The sequence below is a fragment of the Microbacterium sp. AG157 genome (assembly GCF_003385695.1).
Taxonomy (GTDB): Bacteria; Actinomycetota; Actinomycetes; order Actinomycetales; family Microbacteriaceae; genus Microbacterium; species Microbacterium testaceum.
The window spans coordinates 92,675-111,358 of record NZ_QRDK01000005.1 but is presented as its reverse complement, the minus strand read 5'-3'; the positions used below and the strand labels follow the sequence as shown (position 1 = coordinate 111,358).

The 18,684-nt window shown below is 68.5% G+C and carries 14 protein-coding genes; 12 read left to right on the top strand and 2 right to left on the bottom strand.

All coding sequences use genetic code 11. The annotated features are described in order from the left end of the window. Positions 1-186 precede the first annotated feature (186 nt). The 5 genes from DEU35_RS16360 (at position 187) to DEU35_RS16335 (ending at position 7,507) form a co-directional block, all read left to right on the top strand. Positions 187-1,401 carry an MFS transporter gene (locus DEU35_RS16360; RefSeq protein ID WP_258873586.1) on the top strand — a complete coding sequence of 405 codons (1,215 nt, stop codon included), beginning with the start codon at positions 187-189 and terminating at the stop codon, positions 1,399-1,401. A gap of 131 nt (positions 1,402-1,532) precedes the next feature. Then, positions 1,533-3,806, top strand: coding sequence for a maltose alpha-D-glucosyltransferase (treS, locus tag DEU35_RS16355; protein WP_371861628.1), 2,274 nt, complete (start codon positions 1,533-1,535; stop codon positions 3,804-3,806). Between the two features lie 33 nt (positions 3,807-3,839). After that, positions 3,840-4,391: a GIY-YIG nuclease family protein gene (locus DEU35_RS16350; protein WP_116240138.1), complete on the top strand. Its 552-nt coding sequence runs from the start codon at positions 3,840-3,842 to the stop codon at positions 4,389-4,391. 342 nt (positions 4,392-4,733) lie between these two features. After that, complete coding sequence (locus DEU35_RS16340) at positions 4,734-6,353, top strand: cell wall metabolism sensor histidine kinase WalK (protein ID WP_116240137.1); 1,620 nt, start codon at positions 4,734-4,736, stop codon at positions 6,351-6,353. Continuing rightward, entirely contained in the window at positions 6,350-7,507 is a 1,158-nt protein-coding gene (locus tag DEU35_RS16335) for a diguanylate cyclase domain-containing protein (protein ID WP_116240136.1), read from the top strand. Before DEU35_RS16340 ends, DEU35_RS16335 begins: the two co-directional genes overlap by 4 nt. A 9-nt stretch (positions 7,508-7,516) precedes the next feature. Here DEU35_RS16335 and DEU35_RS16330 read toward each other — a convergent pair whose 3' ends face one another. After that, positions 7,517-7,891, bottom strand: coding sequence for a response regulator transcription factor (locus DEU35_RS16330; RefSeq protein ID WP_103209877.1), 375 nt, complete (start codon positions 7,889-7,891; stop codon positions 7,517-7,519). Positions 7,892-8,003: 112 nt separating this feature from the next. Between DEU35_RS16330 and coaE the strand changes: the two genes are divergently transcribed. Next, complete coding sequence (gene coaE, locus DEU35_RS16325; protein ID WP_103209874.1) at positions 8,004-8,606, top strand: dephospho-CoA kinase; 603 nt, start codon at positions 8,004-8,006, stop codon at positions 8,604-8,606. Between the two features lie 81 nt (positions 8,607-8,687). Then, the gene (uvrB, locus tag DEU35_RS16320) at positions 8,688-10,757 is read left to right on the top strand and encodes an excinuclease ABC subunit UvrB (protein WP_103209872.1); all 2,070 of its coding nucleotides are present in this window, start codon (positions 8,688-8,690) and stop codon (positions 10,755-10,757) included. A gap of 202 nt (positions 10,758-10,959) precedes the next feature. Here uvrB and DEU35_RS16315 read toward each other — a convergent pair whose 3' ends face one another. Further along, the gene (locus DEU35_RS16315; protein WP_174799708.1) at positions 10,960-11,196 is read right to left on the bottom strand and encodes a hypothetical protein; all 237 of its coding nucleotides are present in this window, start codon (positions 11,194-11,196) and stop codon (positions 10,960-10,962) included. Positions 11,197-11,232: 36 nt separating this feature from the next. On the opposite strand from DEU35_RS16315, the gene DEU35_RS16310 reads away from it, so the two are divergent. The 5 genes from DEU35_RS16310 (at position 11,233) to whiA (ending at position 18,624) form a co-directional block, all read left to right on the top strand. Next, entirely contained in the window at positions 11,233-11,661 is a 429-nt protein-coding gene (locus DEU35_RS16310; protein WP_116240135.1) for a MarR family winged helix-turn-helix transcriptional regulator, read from the top strand. A gap of 116 nt (positions 11,662-11,777) precedes the next feature. Further along, positions 11,778-14,747, top strand: a complete 2,970-nt coding sequence (uvrA, locus tag DEU35_RS16305; RefSeq protein WP_181904678.1) for an excinuclease ABC subunit UvrA — start codon at positions 11,778-11,780, stop codon at positions 14,745-14,747. Between the two features lie 2 nt (positions 14,748-14,749). After that, positions 14,750-16,693 carry an excinuclease ABC subunit UvrC gene (gene uvrC / locus DEU35_RS16300; RefSeq protein ID WP_116240134.1) on the top strand — a complete coding sequence of 648 codons (1,944 nt, stop codon included), beginning with the start codon at positions 14,750-14,752 and terminating at the stop codon, positions 16,691-16,693. Positions 16,694-16,724: 31 nt separating this feature from the next. After that, positions 16,725-17,606 (top strand): RNase adapter RapZ, encoded by an 882-nt coding sequence (gene rapZ / locus DEU35_RS16295; RefSeq protein ID WP_103209864.1) that lies wholly within the window; start codon positions 16,725-16,727, stop codon positions 17,604-17,606. 40 nt (positions 17,607-17,646) lie between these two features. Continuing rightward, positions 17,647-18,624 (top strand): DNA-binding protein WhiA, encoded by a 978-nt coding sequence (gene whiA, locus DEU35_RS16290; RefSeq protein ID WP_103209861.1) that lies wholly within the window; start codon positions 17,647-17,649, stop codon positions 18,622-18,624. The last annotated feature ends 60 nt before the right edge of the window (positions 18,625-18,684 follow it).

The following is an 18,684-nucleotide window of genomic DNA, read 5'->3' as shown; positions in this document are numbered from 1 at the left end:
CCTGTGGGAGAGTAGGACACCGCCGGACTTCTTTTCAGTCGAAATGGCCACCCAAAGTTGGGTGGCCATTTCGCATTTACGGGCACTTCCCCGGGTGCCGACGCGCTGATGCGTCCCGTCCCCTGCCCAGGACGACACCCACCACCGCCTCGTCGTACCCGCGACCGGGCCGATAAAATCGCGGATGTGAGCGACTTCTCCGGACACCTACCCGGGAGTCGCGAATACCGGCTCCTGTTGATCGGACTCTTCTTCGGTGGGGTGGCGACGTTCGCCCAGCTGTATGCGACGCAGGCAGTGCTCCCGTCGATCGCCGTCGATGTCGGTTCCGGCCCCGCCGGTGCTGCTCTGACGGTGTCGGCATCCACTCTCGGTCTCGCAGCCGCGGTCATTCCGTGGTCGCTCGTGGCAGATCGGATCGGACGTGTACCGGCGATGGCGATCGGTGTCATCGCGGCGACCCTGCTCGGCGCCGTCACGCCGTTCGCGCACGACCTCGGCGTGCTGCTGGCGCTGAGATTGGTGGAAGGCGTCGCCCTCGGCGCGGTGCCCGCGGTCGCTCTTGCGTACCTCAGCGAGGAGGTATCGCCGCGGTTCGTCGCGGCCGCCGCGGGCTCATACATCGCCGGCACGACAGTGGGAGGTCTCTCGGGCCGTGTCGCCTCGGGCTTGATCTCCGAGTTCGCCGGGTGGCGGTGGGGGGTCGCATCCGTCGTACTTCTCTGTGTCGTGGCGGCGGCGGTGTTCCTGACGTTGGTGCCCGCCGCACGGGGCTTCGTTCCCGGGCGATCGCGCGCCGGAAAGGGGGTGACGGTCCGTCGTCGACTCGGTCTCAACCTGAGATCGACCGTGCAGCTCGCTCTCTATGCTCAGGCTTTCCTCTTGATGGGGGCCTTCGTCGCCGTCTACAACTATCTGGGCTTCCACCTGGCGGAGCCGCCGTTCTCTCTGGCGCCGGCCGTCGTGACGCTGCTGTTCTTGGCCTACCTGGCGGGGACGGTCTCGTCCCCTCGAGCAGGGGCTCTCGCCGTGAGATACGGGCGGCTTCCGCTTCTTCTGGCCGGTATCGCGATGATGGCGGTCGGCGTGGGCGCCATGCTGCTTCCCTCGGTGGCGGCCGTGATCGCCGGACTCCTCGCGTTCACCGCGGGCTTCTTTGCGGCGCACGCGGTCGCATCGGGGTGGACGCCGGTGGCGGCGGACGCGGAAGCGCGGGCTCAGGCGTCCTCCCTCTACTACTTGGGGTACTACGCGGGCTCGAGCCTGTTCGGATGGGCGCTCGGTCTCGTCTTCGCCTCGGCGGGATGGGTGGTATTCCTCTCGGCGGTCCTCGGGATGTGCGTGCTCGCGCTGCTGATCGCCGCGGTGGCTCTGCGTTCGGCGCCCGCCGGCGCACGGTGAGGCGGCGCGGCGTATCTATCGGCACTCGGCGGGTCGAGGTCAATGGCCGGGGTCGATGTCGGCGTAAGAGACTACCGTCGAAGAAGACGTGAAGGAGGCTGGGAGTGGACGACGCCGATGAGCGCGCTGTGATGGACGACGAGATGGTCGACGCCGGTCGGAGCGAAGGGGAACCGATCGACGCGGACGAGGTGATCGAAAACGCGACGGAGATCAGCTACGACGAGCAGCGGTACCCGGCGCGGCCGCGGCGGCTGCGACCGCGTGACCAGTTCCGCGGCGGAACGCTGCGGCGCTTTCTGACGGACCCTCGCAACGCGAACGGCGGCAACCCGTCGTACGTGGAGTGGCTCGTTCGGCAGTCGATGCTCAAAGATGCCGACGTGCTGAGCCGCCAGCTGTCGGGGCAGCCGTCGATGTGGCGGAATCCCTATGCGCGGCCCGACGCGCGTCGGGCGATCGAGTCCACCGACGTCTGGTTCACGGCGTATCCCATCTCGTTGATCACGCGACCGGGGGAGTCCTTCCTGGAGGCTCTCGGAGACGAGGCCCTCTGGGATGCCTTCGAGTGGGTGGGGATCAACGGCATCCACACCGGGCCCGTCAAGCGCGCGGGCGGAATCACCGGGTGGCAGGAGACGCCGAGCGTCGACGGTCACTTCGACCGCATCAGCACGCAGATCGATCCCGAGTTCGGCGACGAGAACGCGTTCCGCCGTGTCGCCGACGTCGCGGAGTCGCACGGTGGCAGCGTGATCGACGACATCGTCCCCGGCCACACCGGCAAGGGTGCGGACTTCCGTCTCGCCGAGATGGCGTACAAGGACTACCCCGGCATCTACCACATGGTCGAGATCCCGCGCGAGGACTGGGGCCTGCTGCCTGACGTGCCCGCGGGCCGCGACTCGGTCAATCTCGACGCAGAGACCGAACGCGAACTCAGCGCGCGTGGCTACATCATCGGTGAGCTGCAGCGCGTCATCTTCTACACCCCCGGTGTGAAGGAGACGAACTGGAGCACCACGGCACCGGTCGTCGGTACCGACGGTCTCGAACGGCGCTGGGTCTACCTGCACTACTTCAAGGAGGGCCAGCCCTCGATCAATTGGCTCGACCCCACGTTCGCGGGGATGCGGCTGGTGATCGGCGATGCGCTGCACTCGCTCGGTGACCTCGGCACGAGCGCGCTGCGCCTCGATGCCAACGGCTTCCTCGGGGTCGAGAAGAGTGCGGAGGGCCTGCCGGCATGGTCGGAGGGGCATCCCCTCTCGCACGCGGCGAACCACATCATCGCGGGCATGGTGCGCAAGGTGGGAGGCTTCACCTTCCAGGAGCTGAACCTGACGATGGAGGACATCCGCGACACGAGCGCGGTGGGCGCCGATCTGTCCTACGACTTCGTGACGCGCCCCGGCTACCACCACGCCCTGGCTACGGCGAATACCGAGTTCCTTCGACTCGCGCTCACGACCGCTCTCGATACCGGGGTCGAGCCCGTCCAACTGGTCCACGGCATGCAGAACCACGACGAGCTGACCTATGAGCTCGTGCACTGGGCGACGACGCACCGCGACACGGCCTATCCCTTCCGTCATCAGGAGCACACCGGTGGAGAGATCGCCGAGATCGTGCGGGCCGAACTGACCGAGAAGCTCACGGTCGACGCCGACTACAACCTCGTCTTCACCCAGAACGGCATCGCGTGCACTTCCGCATCCCTCATCGCCGCGACGCAAGGCAAGGCGACGCTCGATGACATCACCGACGAGGACATCCCCGCGATCCGCGACGCGCACCTGCTGCTCGCGAAGTACAACTCCTGGCAGCCGGGTGTCTTCGCTCTGTCGGGGTGGGATCTGACGGGTTCGCTCACGCTGCCCGCGGACGACGTGCGGCACCTCATCTCGAGCGGCGACACCCGCTGGATCGAGCGCGGAGCGCACGACCTGCTCGATGTGGCGCCCGAGGCGTCGTCGTCGATATCGGGGGTGCCGCGGGCGCGGGCGCTCTACGGCTCGCTCGGTCAGCAGCGGGAGGACCCGGAGTCGTTCCTCTCGGGGCTGAAGGAGATCCTGCGGATTCGCGGCGACCACGGCATCGCGATCGCCTCGCAGGTCGACATCCCGCAGGTCGGTCACCCCAGCATGCTCGTGATGGTCCACCGTCTCGACGGGGGCGACCGACGCGACGAGGGGGCTCCGCTGCAGATCACGGTGCTGAACTTCTCGGGCGAGACGATCGAGGGCACCGTGAGGTCCGAGTGGCTCGTTCCCCAGAGCACGGCCATCGACGCCGCCACGGGCGAGCCCGTCGGACGCGTGGACGAGCTGCAGAGCTTCTCACTCGAGCTCGGCCCGTACGCAGGTCTGTTCCTCGTATTGGAGGCACCGGTCGTCGAGGACTGAGACGATGTCGGGGGCGGGGCGTAGCGTGAGCGCATGCCCGCCCTCGACTGCCTCGTGCCGGATTGTCTCGAGCTCGCAGAGGCGCTCGCGCCGGTTGCGCTGTGCGCGTGGCACCTGTCCGTCAGCGCCGATTGGGTGGCGTCGCATGAGGGGGCGACCGACGTCCTGCCGACGCCGTGCCGACTCTGCGGGTCGCGCCTGGGGGTGCGGTGGCCGAGCGGATGGTTGTGCGCGGTGTGCGAGTGGCGGCACGGCGAGGCCGTGGACGGTGAGCTCCCGCCCCCGCGCGTGGACGTGGTCTACTACGTGAGATTCGACGACCGCATCAAGATCGGAACCACCGCGAACCCCCGTCGGCGGTTGACGGCGATCTGGCACGATGAGCTCCTCGCGTTCGAACCCGGAGACCGGCTGGTGGAGCGGCGCCGGCACGCTCTCTTCGCCGAAGAGCGTCTCGGCAGAACCGAATGGTTCCGCAGAAGCCCGGTGCTCGACGCGCACGTGGCTGAGCTCGCGGCGGGCGTCGACGACCCGTGGGCGCTGTACGCCCGGTGGACGAGCGCGGCGGTGGCGCTGCGGGGATGACCGATGGCAGTCGCCCCATCGCGTCCGAGCGGCGTCTGGGCCGGTCTATTCCGCCTGCTCGACGGCCCCCGCACGCCTCTGGTCGTTCCGAGCACCCGGCCCGATCGTTCGGGCAGGCGACCCGAGAATCGACATCATGGGCTTGTCCGAGGCCGACCCGGAACGTTCGATGCCGGAGTCGCCGATGCGCGCGCCATGGAGACCGGAGGCGGCGACGTCGGTGGAAACTTCGAGGGCGACTTCGGGTTCCGACACCCCCGGCCGGGGCGTGAACAGGGCGTGAACGGCGTGCCGCGGGCCCTTGCCCGTGCCGCACGCGAGTGAAACGCTATCGTCGAGGCCATGGCGCCCCCGACCCCGAGCGAGCGCTTCGGTCTGCGTCGCAGCATCGTGGCGAGTCAGACATTGCTCGCGGCGGCGACCCTTCTGGGTGCGGTCGTGTCGATCATGGTCGGGCAGGTGGTCCACGCCTCGCTCTTCTTCGCGGGTACCGCCCTTGTCTTCGCGGGTGCGATCGCCGCCGTGCTCCTGCCCTGGCAGAAAATGCCGAGGTGGGTCATCGGCGTCCTCCCGATCCTCGACGTCGTGGCCATAGCCGTGATGCGCGAGAGCGCCCCGCTGGCGGGCCTCGGGCTGCTGTGGACTTTCCCCGCGATCTGGATCGGGACGGTGTTCGGCCTGCGCGGTGTCATCGCCGTCTCGCTGACGGTGTCGGCCGTCGTCGTCCATCAGCTCGCGACGGATGACCTGCAGCGGTTCGCGTCGTCGACTCTGGTCTTGCCGTTCACCGTGGCGGCGCTGGCATCGATGGCTGCGCTCACGGCGCGGCGCGGACGCGCTCAACGCGTTCTGCTCGAAAAGCAGTCCGCCGAGCTGCGCCGCGCCCTCGATCGCGCCCGGCGTCAAGAGGATCTGGTGACCGAGGTTCTGGATGCCGTCGACTTCGGCGTGACGCGCATCACTCCCGCGGGAGAGTTCTCCGTGACCAACACCGCCCACGGACTCCTCTTGAACAGCACCGACGCCTTCGGACGGGAGATCGCCGTCTTCGCTGCCGACGGATCGACGGCGATCGCCCCCGATGCGACGCCGCTGGCTCGCGCGCGCTCGGGCGAGACCTTCGAGGCAGAGGTGGTCTGGTACGGCTCGCCCGGCGAGGACCGCCGGGCACTCAGCATCACCTCACGACGTCTACCCGGCAGTGATTCCGAGGAGACCGGGGGAGTGGTCGTATCGCGCGACGTCACGGTGGAGGAACAGGCGCGTCGCGCCCGCGAGGATCTCGTGTCGAGCGTCTCGCACGAGTTGCGCACACCGCTGACGTCGATCATCGGCTACCTCGAGCTCGCCCTCGACAACGACTCCCTCGACGGGGGCACGAGGGACCGCCTGGAGGTCGCGGAGCGCAATGCCTCGCGGTTGCTCGAACTCGTCGCCGACATCCTCGCGGTCTCGTCGACTTCCCGGGAGGGCTTCGGCGTCGAACTCGACCTGCGGCCGACCGACGTCTCGGCCATCGTGCGTTCAGCGATCGAGTCGATCGCTCCGCGGGCGCAAGACCATGGCATCCGGATCGAGACGGGGGATCTCGCGCCCGCTCGGGCCTTCATCGATGGGCGACGTGTACGCCAGGTCATCGACAACCTGCTGTCGAATGCCGTCAAGTACAACCCTCGCGGGGGATCGGTCGCCGTGTCGGTGAACGACGACCCGCATTCGGTCACGGTCACGGTCACGGACGACGGGCCCGGGATCAGCGCGAGCGAGCAGCCTCGTCTGTTCGAGCGGTTCTTCCGGGGCGACGCCGTGCGCATGTCGTCGACCCACGGCAGCGGCCTGGGCCTGGCGATCAGCCGCGACCTCGTTCGCGCCCACGGGGGCGAGATCACCGTAGTGACGGCGGCGGGTGAAGGCGCGACCTTCACCGTCCGGCTGCCCCGCGAACCGAGGGAGACCCCGTGATTCTCGACGTCCTCACCTTGCAGACAGCGGCCACGCTGGTCATCGTCGCCTCGACGGTGATGTACCTGCTCGACACTCTCATGCTCAAGGACGGTCTCCCCGGGCGCCTGTGGGCGAGCGCCTACCTCTCGGGGACGTTTTCGGCGACCTGCTACCTCGCGTGGCTGCTTCTTCCCGACGTGTACGTGGCGGTGGCTGTGGGCAACGGCGCGTTCGTCGCCGCGACGGGCTTCATCTGGCTGGGCGGTGTCGCGTTCAACGGCCGCTCGGTGCGCCGACCCGCGATCGTCCTCAGCGCGACGGTGCTGGTGGTCGTGGTCGCCGCTCTCGCAGCCGGCCCCGGCGGCGGGTCATGGGCGGGAGCCGTGCCGTTCTTCCTCGGCAACGCCGTCTTCGCGGCGACCGGAGCGGTCGAGACACGGAGAGGGGCGATCGCTCGGCGCTGGAGCTCGTCCGGGCTGACGGCGGTCCTCGTGGTCGAGACGGCGTGGTTCGTCGCGCGCGCCGTCGTGTTCCTGTGGCTCGGACCCGAAAGCGACCTGTTCCGCGACGTCTTCGACACGCGGGTTTCGGCGATTCTGACGATTGCGCTCGTCATCGCGGCGCTCGTGGTGACTTCGGTCCTCCGGGCGAACGAGTCCGCGCTTCGCGGGACATCCGAGGTGCGGCGACTCTCGGTGGACGCCCACGGCGTGCTGTTCCGCGAATCCTTCGAGTCCACTCTGGCCATCGTCTGCGCTCGCGCCGAGGCCGCCGGCGAGGGGGTCTGTGTGATCGGAATCCGGATCGACGATCTCAAGCGCGTCGCCGTGGCCTTCGGGCCCGACGACGCGGAACGACTGGCGCTCGAGGTGCGGGCGTCGGTTCGTCGGCACGCGCCGACGATGGCGCTGGTGGGGGAGACGGATGCCGCCGGCCTCTCCGTCGCGTTCACAACGACGCCGGCGACCGATGTCCGCCGCGTTGCCCGGATCTTGCACCAACGGGTGGTCGCGGATCTCGCACGACTCGGCGCGGCCATCGTGCCCGCGGTAGGCGTCGGACTGGCCGTTGCCGCCGACCACGGCTACCACTCGGTGGCCCTCACGAGCCGCGCCGATGAGGCCGCTGCCCGCGCCGCCGAGACGGGTGAGCAGGCGTTCGGGCTCGCCTGAGAGCGACCCTCAGCCGCGCACGGACCGAGCGAGATCGGTAACCCGCTGGCGAAGCTCGCGGGGGCGGAAGGGCTTGGTGAGATAGTCGTCGGCGCCGGCCTCGCGTCCCGCGCGCTGTTCGGCTTCGTCGGCTCTCGCACTCACCATGAGGATGCGGGTGTCGCTGAAGGCGCGAATGCGTCGGGCGGTCTCGAATCCGTCGATCCCGGGCATGCTGACGTCGAGCGTGGTGACGATCGGGGCATGGAGACGGACGAGCTCGACCCCGTCGAGGCCGCTGGCGGCCGCGTGGACCACGTAGCCGGCGCCCTCGAGCACCGCCGTCACGAGGAGGCGGATGTCGAGATCGTCCTCGATCACCACCGTGGTGGGGGGTGCGGTCATGGTGGGGCCTTCGTCGGGCCGGATCGGGCGAGCGGCCTGGGGGAATGCTAGACGACGGGGCGGCGAAACGCCTCCCCGGTGGGAGGACGTGCGGATGTGGCATCCTCGTCGGGTGCCTCTTCTCGCGTTGACGGGTGGGATCGCCTCCGGCAAGTCCACCATCGCCGCCCTGCTCGCCGACCGTGGAGCCGTCGTCGTCGACGCGGACGCCATCGTGCGAGAGGTGCAGGCTCCCGGGTCGCCGGTGCTCGCGGATATCGCGGCGGAATTCGGAACCGCGGTGCTGCGGCCCGACGGTTCTCTCGATCGGCCCGCTCTGGGCGCCCTCGTGTTCGGGCACCCCGACCGGCTCGCGCGGCTGAACGCGTTGGTGCACCCGGCCGTGCGCAGCGAGTCGCAGCGCCGGTTCTCTTCGGCCTTCGCGGCGGACCCGGCCGCTGTCGTCGTGTACGACGTGCCCCTCCTCGCCGAGGCGCGCGGCGGCGAGTCGTGGGATCTCGTGGTCGTCGCGCACTGTCCCGCGGATCTTCGCGTGCGACGGCTCATCGACACGCGTGGGCTGACGGAGGCCGACGCCCGCGCCCGCATCGGCTCGCAGGCGAGCGACGAGGAGCGGATCGCTCTGGCAGACGTCGTCATCGACACATCCGCCGACATGGAATCCACGCGTCGGCAGGTGGACGAGCTCTGGGAACGAGTGATGCGAGCCGCCTGACCCCGTGCCGGCGAGCCGTGCGCTCGCGCACGGCGAACGCAACCCGGCCCCGATGTCGGAGGCCCCGCCTACGCTGGTCGTATGCAGGCCACGCGCTCCGTCCGTCCCTTCGAGGTCATCAGCGAATACACCCCCTCCGGCGATCAGCCACAGGCGATCGCCGAGCTCGCGGGCCGCATCAACGCGGGTGAGACCGACGTCGTTCTGCTGGGTGCCACCGGTACCGGTAAGTCGGCGACGACGGCCTGGCTCGTTGAGCAGGTGCAGCGGCCGACCCTCGTCCTCGCGCACAACAAGACGCTCGCGGCGCAGCTGGCGAACGAGTTCCGAGAGCTCATGCCGAACAACGCGGTCGAGTACTTCGTCTCGTACTACGACTACTACCAGCCCGAGGCCTACGTTCCGCAGACGGACACCTTCATCGAGAAGGACAGCTCGATCAATGCCGAGGTCGAGCGACTGCGCCACTCGACGACCAACTCCCTTCTCTCTCGCCGAGATGTCGTCGTCGTCTCGACGGTCTCGTGCATCTACGGCCTCGGCGCGCCCGAGGAGTATCTGCGAGCCATGGTCGCCCTGCAGGTGGGGGAGCGCTACGACCGCGACGCCCTCATCCGCAAGTTCATCTCCATGCAGTACAACCGCAACGACGTCGATTTCTCACGCGGGAATTTCCGCGTGCGCGGCGACACGATCGAGATCATCCCGGTGTACGAGGAGTACGCCATCCGCATCGAGATGTTCGGCGACGAGATCGAGGCCCTGTATCTTCTGCACCCGCTCACCGGCGACGTGATCGAGAAGATGGACTCCGTTCCGATCTTCCCGGCGTCGCACTATGTCGCTGGCACCGAGACCGTGCAGCGCGCGATCGGCACGATCGAGCACGAGCTGGAGGAACGCCTCAAAGAGTTCGAGTCGCAGGGCAAGCTCCTCGAGGCGCAGCGCCTACGGATGCGCACGACCTTCGACCTCGAGATGCTGCAACAGCTCGGTTTCTGTTCGGGCATCGAGAACTACTCGCGGCACATGGACGGCCGCATGCCGGGAGATCCGCCGCACACCCTCCTCGACTTCTTCCCCGACGACTTCCTGCTCGTCATCGACGAGTCGCACGTCACGGTGCCGCAGATCGGCGCCATGTACGAGGGCGACGCGTCGCGCAAGCGCACCCTCGTCGAGCATGGCTTCCGTCTGCCGAGCGCCATGGACAACCGCCCGCTGCGCTGGGACGAGTTCAAGGAGCGCGTCGGTCAGACGGTGTACCTGTCGGCGACGCCGGGTCGCTACGAGATGGGCATCGCCGACGGCGTGGTCGAGCAGATCATCCGCCCGACCGGTCTCGTCGATCCCGAGATCATCGTGAAGCCGTCCAAGGGGCAGATCGACGACCTCCTCGAAGAGATCCGCGTGCGGGTGGAGCGCGACGAGCGCGTGCTGGTCACGACGCTCACCAAGAAGATGGCGGAAGAACTCACCGACTTCCTCGGGGAACACGGGGTGCGTGTGCGCTACCTCCACTCCGACGTCGACACGCTGCGCCGCGTCGAGTTGCTGACCGAATTGCGCGCCGGTGTGTACGACGTCCTCGTCGGCATCAACCTTCTTCGCGAAGGTCTCGACCTCCCCGAAGTGTCCCTGGTGGCGATTCTCGACGCCGACAAAGAGGGGTTCCTGCGCAGCGGGACTTCGCTCATTCAGACCATTGGTCGCGCCGCCCGAAACGTCTCCGGTCAGGTGCACATGTACGCCGACAAGATGACCGACTCGATGAGCAAGGCGATCGAAGAGACCGAGCGTCGTCGCGAGAAGCAGATCGCGTACAACACCGCGCACGGGATCGACCCGCAGCCGCTGCGGAAGAAGATCGCCGACATCACCGAGGTCCTCAATCGCGAGGCGTCCGACACGAAGAATCTGCTGTCACGCACGGACAAGTCCGGCAAGGGCAAGTCGCCGACCCCGTCGCTACGGCGCACCGGCATCGCTGCGGAGGGCGCGGACCAGCTCGAATCCACGATCGCCGACCTGACGCAACAGATGCTCGCGGCCGCGGCCGAGCTGAAGTTCGAGCTCGCCGGACGCCTTCGCGACGAGGTTCAGGAGATGAAGAAAGAGCTGCGCGCCATGGAGCGCGCCGGTCACGCCTGAGACCGCGAGGCGCGCCCCTGAGGCCTTCGTCCGACAATGCGTCCGATGCTCGCCCGCGTGGACGGACGCGGGACCTCAAGTTTGCGCGCCCAGGACGGCGCAAGCGGGCTCGAGACGGGTCGCCGACGGCCGGACCATGGCGCTACGCCCTCGTTGCGGGATCCGTCGTATCCGGCAGTGCCGGGGGAATCTGCGTGGGCACTCAGGGGCAGTGCAGCAGTGGCTTCGGGCCGGAGCGATCGACGGAGTGCTCGGCCATCGCGCGACCGCAGAGCGGGCAGGGGCGCCCCGTCCGGGTGGGTTCGGGGGTGGTCTCGTACGGGCCGACGGACGCGGGGCCGGCGACGCGGATGAGACGCGTATTGAGGTACTGGTACCAGCCGCCGGCGTCGCGGACACGCTCGCGCAGCGGCGGGCGATCGGCATCCTTTCGTGTCATGATTATTAGTGTACTAACTAATTGAGGAGATGGCGTGTGGACGACCCGCTGAAGCTCGAGAACCAGGTCTGTTTCGCCCTGGTCACGGCAGCGCGCAACGTCGTGTCGATCTATCGACCGCTGCTCGAGCCCCTCGGTCTGACCCATCCGCAGTATCTGGTGATGCTGGCGCTGTGGGAGGAGGCCCCGCGTTCGCTCGGCGCCCTGGCGGCCGAACTCGCAATGGAGCCCGCCACGCTGTCACCTCTGGTGAAGCGTCTCGAGGCGCAGGGGAGGGTGCGGCGCGCGCGCCGGGTCGACGACGAGCGCGTGCTCGACATCGACCTCACCGACGAGGGGTGGGCGCTGCGCACGGCGGCGCTCGAGGTGCCGGGGAAGATCATGGCGCGGGTCGGCGTCGACGAGGACGCGCTCAAGGCCCTGCGAGACGGGCTCGCTCCCTTCGCGGGACAATCGAACGTCTGAATCGCATCGCCGGTCTCCGGTCGCGACGGGGCGAGATGCGGTGCCGCACTCTCGCACATCCGTGCGGCCGGGGCGAACCCGGGGCCGATGTCGGAGGTCCGACCTAGACTTAACACGTGCCCATCGTTCCTGTCGCCCAGCCCTCGCCGTCCGCGAATTCCGGTATCAGCGGAAAGCTGAGTGTCCGGGGTGCGCGCGTCCACAACTTGAAGAACGTCGACCTCGACATCCCGCGCGATTCGCTCGTCGTCTTCACCGGTCTGTCGGGCTCGGGAAAGTCGAGCCTCGCGTTCGACACCATCTTCGCCGAGGGTCAGCGCCGTTACGTCGAGTCGCTCAGCGCCTACGCGCGTCAGTTCCTCGGGCAGGTCGACCGACCCGACGTCGACTTCATCGAGGGGCTGAGCCCCGCGGTCTCGATCGACCAGAAGTCGACCAACCGCAATCCCCGCTCGACGGTGGGGACGATCACCGAGATCCACGATTACATGCGTCTGCTCTGGGCGCGCGTCGGCGTACCCCATTGCCCCGACTGCGGTGCGCGCATTCAGCGACAGACGGTCCAGCAGATCGCCGACCAGCTCATGGAGCTCCCCGAGCGGACGCGCTACCAGATCGTCGCGCCCGTGGTCACCCAGAAGAAGGGGGAGTTCGTCGACCTCTTCAAAGAGCTCAGTGCCAAGGGCTACGCTCGCGCGGTCGTCGACGGCGAGCTCGTGCAGCTGGCGGAGCCGCCGACACTGAAGAAGAGCTATAAGCACGACATCGCGGTCGTGGTCGACCGACTCGTGGCATCCGGAGACAACCTCAGTCGAGTGACCGACTCCGTCGAGACGGCGATGGGGCTCGCCGGCGGCATCATGCAGGTCAACTACGTCGACGAAGAAGGCGACGACGCCTGGCAGTCCTTCTCCGAGAAGCTGGCGTGCCCGAACGGGCACCCTCTGCAGCTCACCGAGATCGAACCGCGCACCTTCTCGTTCAACGCGCCCTTCGGTGCGTGCCCGGTCTGCTCGGGCCTGGGTACTCGCATGTCCGTCGACGTCGACCTCATGCTCGGAGACGAAGAGCTCTCGATCCGCGACGGCGCGATCCTGCCCTGGACGACCCAGGGCAAGGGGCTCTTCCAGTACTACGAGCGCCTTCTCGAGGGCCTCGCGCGCGACCTGGAGTTCTCGCTCGACACCCCGTGGAAGGACCTCTCTCACGATGTGCAGCAGGCGGTGCTCCGCGGTGAGAACTACAAGGTCACCGTCAAGTGGAAGAACCGCTACGGCCGCGAGATGCGGTACTCGTCGGGGTTCGAGGGCGTCGTGCCCTACATCGAGCGGCAGTACCTCCAGGCAGAGTCCGACACTCAGCGCCAGCGGTGGTCGGAGTATCTCCGCGAGGTTCCGTGTGCGGTCTGCGACGGTGACCGTCTGAAGCCCGAGGTGCTCGCGGTGCTCGTCGACGGCACGTCGATCGCGGCGGCCTCGCGCATGAGCCTCGCCGACGCCCGCGAATTCTTCTCGCAGCTGACGCTCACCGACCGCGAGGCGACAATCGCCGCGGCCGTGCTGCGCGAGATCCGCGCGCGACTCGACTTCCTGCTGCAGGTGGGTCTGAACTACCTGAGCCTCGGCCGCGCGGCCGGCACCCTGTCGGGCGGCGAGGCGCAGCGCATCCGCCTCGCGACGCAGATCGGCTCGGGCCTGACCGGCGTGCTCTATGTGCTCGACGAGCCCTCGATCGGCCTGCACCAGCGCGACAACCGCCGCCTCATCCAGACGCTCGAGACGCTGCGCGACCTCGGCAACACCCTCATCGTCGTGGAGCACGACGAAGAGACGATCCACGCGGCCGATTGGGTCGTCGACATCGGACCCCGCGCCGGCGTCGATGGAGGCAACGTCGTGCACTCCGGCCCCCTCTCCGGCCTGCTGACCGACGAGAACTCGCTCACGGGCGCCTATCTCTCCGGCCGCCGCTCGATCGAGGCACCGAAGAAGCGTCGCAAGATCGACAAGAAACGTCAGGTCACGGTCGTCGGCGCGCGCGAGAACAACCTGCAGAACGTCACGGCCGACTTCCCGCTGGGCGTCCTGACGGCGGTGACCGGCGTCAGCGGTTCTGGCAAGTCGACGCTGGTGAACGGCATCCTGTACGAAGTCCTCGCGTCCAAGCTGAACGGGGCGCGACGCGTGCCCGGTAAGCACACGCGCGTGACGGGTCTCGACAACCTCGACAAGGTCGTGCACGTGGACCAGGCCCCGATCGGCCGCACTCCGCGCTCGAACCCGGCGACCTACACCGGAGTGTTCGATCGCATCCGCGGCCTCTTCGCCGAGACCCCCGAGGCGAAGGTGCGCGGCTATCAGGCCGGTCGGTTCAGCTTCAACGTCAAGGGCGGGCGCTGCGAGGCGTGCTCGGGTGACGGCACGCTGAAGATCGAGATGAACTTCCTTCCCGACGTGTACGTCGACTGCGAGGTGTGCCACGGCAAGCGCTACAACCGCGACACGCTCTCGGTGCACTACAAGGGCAAGAACATCGCCGAGGTGCTCGAGATGCCGATCTCGGAGGCCGCGGAGTTCTTCGAGCCCATTCAGGCGATCCACCGATACCTCAAGACCCTCGTCGACGTCGGTCTCGGGTACGTACGCCTGGGTCAGTCGGCGACGACGCTGTCGGGGGGCGAGGCGCAGCGCGTCAAGCTCGCTACCGAGCTGCAGCGCCGCAGCAACGGCCGTTCGATCTATGTTCTCGACGAGCCCACCACGGGTCTGCACTTCGAGGATGTCTCGCTGCTGCTCAAGGTGCTGAACGGTCTCGTCGACAAGGGCAACACCGTCATCGTGATCGAGCACAACCTCGACGTCATCAAGAGCTCCGACTGGGTCATCGACCTCGGGCCCGAAGGTGGCGCCGGCGGCGGCACGATCGTGGCCACCGGAACGCCCGAGCAGGTCGCGAAGGTCGAGGGCAGCCACACCGGCTCTTTCCTGGCGGAGCTTCTCGAGACCGGCCGGACCGGCGCGCAGCGCAACATCGCTGCGGTCGAGAGCGGCGACGCCGAGCGAGAGCTCGTGAGCGCGGCGGGCTGAGCGTGGCACCACGAGAACGGGTATCGCACCTCTCGTATCGTCCCAAAGCCGGCGAGATCCCCACAAACCCGGGGGTCTACCGGTTCCGGGATGCCGAGGGGCGCGTGCTGTACGTCGGCAAAGCCAAGAACCTCCGCGCCCGCCTGTCGAACTATTTCGCTCCGCTGCATTCCCTGCACGAGCGCACGCGGCGCATGGTGACGACGGCGGCGAGCGTCGAATGGACGGTCGTTCCGAGCGACATCGACTCCCTGCAGTTGGAGTTCATGTGGATCAAGGAGTTCGATCCGCCCTTCAACGTCCGCTACCGCGACGACAAGTCGTATCCGTACATGGCGATCACCCTCGCCGACGAGGCCCCGCGCGTCACCGTCACGCGCAACCCCAAGATCCGAGGGGCCAAATACTTCGGGCCGTACCCGAAGGTGTGGGCGGTGCACGACACGATCGACCTGATGATCAAGGTCTTCCCGATCCGCACGTGCAGCGATTCCTCGTACAAGAAGGCGATGGCATCCGGTCGGCCCTGCTTCCCCGGCCAGATCGGCCGGTGCGGCGGGCCGTGCTCGATGAAGGTGACGATCGAGGAGCACCGTGCCGTCGTGAACGATTTCATCGCCTTCATGTCCGGCGGTGACCAGCGCTTCACGCGCGAGCTCACCGCCCGCATGAAAGAGGCGTCCGCCGCGATGGATTACGAGTCGGCGGCCCACTACCGAGACCGCCTGCAGGCCATCGACGCGGTGCTCGGCAAGAGCGCGTTGGTGCTCGCTTCGGACACGGATGCCGATCTCTTCGGAATCGCGGAGGACGAACTCGCCGCCACCGTCCAGCACTTCGTCGTCCGGGGTGGGCGTGTGCGCGGCGTGCGGGCGACGACCATCGAGAAAGAGATCGACATCTCCGGCGCCGACCTCGTCGATCAGGTGCTCCAGCGCACCTACGGCGATGCCGACGCGAGCGACATCCCGCGGCAGGTGCTCGTCCCCGAGCTTCCCGACGACGCCGAACAGCTCGAGGATTGGCTGCGCGAACGCCGCGGCCGCCCGGTGACCCTGCAGGTCGCCCAGCGCGGCCGGAAGGCCGACCTGCTGAAGACCGCGACGCTCAACGCGCAGCAGGCGCTGATGCTTCACAAGACCCGCCGCACCAGCGACTACGTCGCGCGGTCGCAGGCCCTCACCGACCTTCAAGAGGCGCTCGGAATGACCGAGGCGCCGCTCCGCATCGAGTGCTTCGACATCTCGCACCTCTCGGGCACCAACGTCGTGGCATCCATGGTGGTCTTCGAAGACGGTCTTCCTCGCAAGGACCAGTACCGTTCCTTCGGGGTCGCCGAGACGACGGACGACACCGACTCGATGTACCAGGTGCTCAGCCGGCGACTCGCCTACCTCGATCGTCCCGACGAGATCGAGCCCGAGACGGTCGACGGCGCGATCGTGGCCGACCCCGACTCCGAAGAGGCGACCGCGGACGGCGAGGTTGTGACCGCGCGAAAGCGCCCTCGCTTCGCCTACCGCCCGCAACTGCTCGTGGTCGACGGTGGTCAGCCGCAGGTCGCGGCGGCGGCGCGTGCTCTCGCCGACGCGGGTCACGAAGAGATCGCGCTGTGCGGCATCGCCAAGCGCCTCGAAGAGGTCTGGCTGCCGGGGGAGGAGTATCCGGTCATCCTTCCCCGCACGTCCGAGGCGCTGTATCTGCTGCAGCGCCTGCGCGACGAGGCCCACCGATTCGCGATCGTCCACCAACGCAAGCGCCGCAAGCGCGACATCACGAGTGTGCTGGCAGAGGTGCCGGGTCTCGGAGACGCCCGTATCAAGGCGCTCCTGCGGCACTTCGGCTCGGTATCAGCGCTCAAGAACGCCACGCCCGACGAGATCACGGCCCTCCCCGGCATCGGCCCGACGCTGGCCGAGGCCATCCACACGCATCTGGCTCGGTAGGCTGGGACCACACGACGGGAGGCGATCGCCCATGGAACCGGCACGCGATGACGAGCCAGGAGAGGTGCTGATCGTCACGGGCATGTCGGGTGCCGGGCGATCCACGGTCGCTAACGCCCTCGAGGACCTCGATTGGTACGTCGTCGACAACCTCCCGCCCCGCATGCTGCGCCCTCTGCTCGAGCTCACCGAGCTCGCCGGGGGTGCGGTTCCACGGGTGGCGGTGGTCGTCGACGTGCGCGGCCGATCGCTCTTCGGCGACCTGCCCGAGGCGATGCGAACCCTGCAGGCGAACCGGCAGCTACGGGTGGTGTTCCTGGATGCCAGTGACGCAGTGCTCGTGAGACGCTTCGAGGCCGTGCGCCGACCGCATCCCCTGCAGGACGACGGAACGATCCTCGACGGGATCCGTCGCGAGCGGGAGCGTCTCGCGCCCGTGCGCGAGGCGGCCGACGTGGTGATCGACACCTCGGCGTTGAACGTCCATCAGCTGTCCCTGCGGACGGTCTCTCTCTTCGGTGAAGAGGGTGCCGCGCGGCACACCGTCACGCTCATGAGCTTCGGCTTCAAGTACGGCCTCCCGCCCGACGTCGACCTCGTCGCGGACATGCGATTCCTGCCGAACCCGTTCTGGAATGACGAGCTGCGCGCCCTCACCGGCGAGGATCCTCGCGTGCGGGAATACGTGCTGGCGCAGGAGGGCGCGTCGGAGTTCCTCGACGCGTACGCGACGGCGCTGCGCCCCGTGATGGAGGGGTATCAGCGCGAGAACAAGCGGCATTCCGTCGTGGCAGTGGGCTGCACGGGCGGCAAGCACCGCTCCGTCGTGATGGCCCGTGAGTTGGCTGCACGTCTGTCCGATGTGCCCGGGGTGGCCGTCCGCGTGGCTCACCGCGACCTCGGTCGCGAGTAGGCTGTACCGTCGTCCCCGCCGCCCCCACCCGAGGAGAACCGTGCCGCTGACCGCCGACGTGAAGGCCGAACTCATCACCGTTCGCGACCCGCGCCCGACCGCGCGCGTCGCCGAACTGACGGCCCTCCTGCGCTTCTCCGGTGGTCTGCACTCCATCGCCAACCGCGTTGCGGTGGAGGCCGAGCTCGACTCCGACATCCTGGCGCGTCGTGTGGCACGTGACCTCATGGAGCTCTACGGCGTGCGCCCCGAGCTGCACCACGTGCAGGGCTCCGGAGGGCGAGCGGGCGGTCTCTACGCCGTGCGCGTGATCGAGGCCGGCGAGACCCTCGCCCGTCAGACCGGGCTGCTCGATCAGCGCCGCCGCCCCGTCCGCGGCCTGCCGAACAAGCTCACCACCGGTTCGCGTCCCGACCTCAGCGCCATCTGGCGCGGGGCGTTCCTGGCCGCGGGTTCGCTCAGCGACCCGGGTCGCTCGGCGGCGCTCGAGATCTCATGCCCCTCCTCGGAGGCGGCCATGGCTCTCGTCGGGGCCGGCCACCGGATCGGCATCCCCGCCAAGGCCCGCGAGGTGCGCGGGGTCCCGCGCGTCGTCGTGCGCGACGGCGAGGCGATCCGCGGAGCACTGTACGAGATGGGCGCCCGCCGCACCGCGGGGGAGTGGGACCAGATGCGCCAGCGTCGCGAGGTGCGCGCCGGCGTCAATCGGCTCGTCAACTTCGACGACGCCAACCTCCGCCGCTCGGCGCAGGCGGCCGTCGCCGCGTGCGCCCGTGTCGAGCGCGCGCTCGAGATCCTCGGCGAAGAGGTGCCCGCGCACCTCCAGCAGGCGGGCGAACTTCGCCTCGCCCACCGCGACGCGAGCCTCGACGAGCTCGGACACCACGCCGACCCGCCCCTCACCAAGGACGCCGTCGCCGGCCGCATCCGTCGCCTGCTCGCGATGGCCGACAAGAAGGCCGAGGTCGACGGCATCCCCGGTACCGAAGCCGCCGTGCCGGTGGGCGCCGAGGACTGAGCGCGGCAAGGGCCGGCGAGGCCCGCGGACGCCGACCGGCTTCGACCTGAGTGTCCCGGA